The following is a 1,319-nucleotide window of genomic DNA, read 5'->3' on the forward strand; positions in this document are numbered from 1 at the left end:
ACTAAAGATCGCCTCGCATTATGTTCGGGTGTTTGTTTTTTTGAAAATCCTTACTTTGCACTGTCGCAGCGATGGGGCGGGGCGGGCGAGAATGGGCTCTCCGAATGGCTCGTCGGAGCCCGGCCCGCCCCATCGCGGGTTTCCAAGAACACAGTTTCAAACGGCATTTGCTTTGAATGAATACCAGGGATCATAGACCCTATTGTTTTTCCAAAGGCTGTGCATGAGCACCGCCAGTTTTCTGGCCACTGCAACCACGGCCCTGCGCTTGGCGGCTTTACCACCCCTGCTTGCAATGCTGTCCCCGAAACGGCGCAAGAGACAGTCCGGCCCAAACGGGCCAAGAATATATTGGGCTGACCCCACCAGCAAACGGCGTAAATATCCATTTCCAACCTTGCTGATGGGAAGAGGTTTATCGGTATTTCCTGATTGATCCCGCTTGGGTGTCAAACCTAAATAGGGCCCAACATCCCTGCTCTTCTTGAAGCGCTTGGGATCCTCCAGGGTAAGAACATAGCTCAAGGCGGTCACCGGACCAACTCCTGTGATCTCCCTGAGAAGCTTGGTTTCAGGATAGGATTGTTCACAGAGCTCTTCGATTTTGCGGTCGTATCCGCGGATATGATTTGTTAACGACATGATGGTATTGATACAGGGCACGACGGCCGCCAATAACTCTTGAGGGACAAAGTCTATGACTCGTTTGGGAAAAGCTTCCGCAGTACAGGAGGGTAATTTCGCTCCGGCGGACTTGCACGTTCCCCGCACAAAATTGATCAGGTCGGTTCGGCAACGGACCAAGGCATCACGCGCTTTGACAATGGCCAGATCCATATGCGCGGATTGGCTGCGGTGGCGGATGGGGCTGAGCAGTTGGGGATCGAAACGGGCGATCCTTGCCAGCATCTCCGCATCCCGCTCGTCATCCTTGCGGGTGCTGTCCCATATCATGCGGAGTTTTCGGGCGTTAGCCACCAAAACCTTAAATCCCCGTGCTTCAAGAAGATGGCTGATCCAGGGCGAGTGTGTTCCCGTTTCAATCGCCACCAAAACCTCTTTGGGAACCTCGAAATGATCAAAATAGGAGTTCATGCCATCGATGCTGTTCTCGATACCAGTGGATTGCACAACCGCTCCGTTGAGATCCAACACACAGATTTGATTGCTATGATCACCAATATCCATACCAACAAAATGTTTTATGCTATACTTTCTCATGGCTGGTCTCCTTTCTTTGCACACAAAGTGCGCTTTTTGGGATTTTTGAGGGTGATTATATCACACCTCGGGGGACCAGCCTTCTCATACTATCTCGA

At 51.7% G+C, this 1,319-nt stretch carries 1 protein-coding gene; it reads right to left on the bottom strand.

The window, feature by feature from the left end:
* Positions 1 to 156: 156 nt before the first annotated feature.
* On the bottom strand, positions 157 to 1,221 hold the full coding sequence (locus NWF04_10815; GenBank protein MCW4007057.1) for an IS110 family transposase: 1,065 nt from the start codon (positions 1,219 to 1,221) through the stop codon (positions 157 to 159).
* Between the last annotated feature and the right edge of the window lie 98 nt (positions 1,222 to 1,319).

The organism is Candidatus Bathyarchaeota archaeon, from assembly GCA_026014465.1.
GTDB lineage: Archaea > Thermoproteota > Bathyarchaeia > Bathyarchaeales > Bathycorpusculaceae > JADGNF01.

Bases quoted from the DNA above. Each gene is read 5' to 3' on its own strand.
- NWF04_10815 (MCW4007057.1), bottom strand. From the start codon at position 1,221: ATGAGAAAGTATAGCATAAAACATTTTGTTGGTATGGATATTGGTGAT.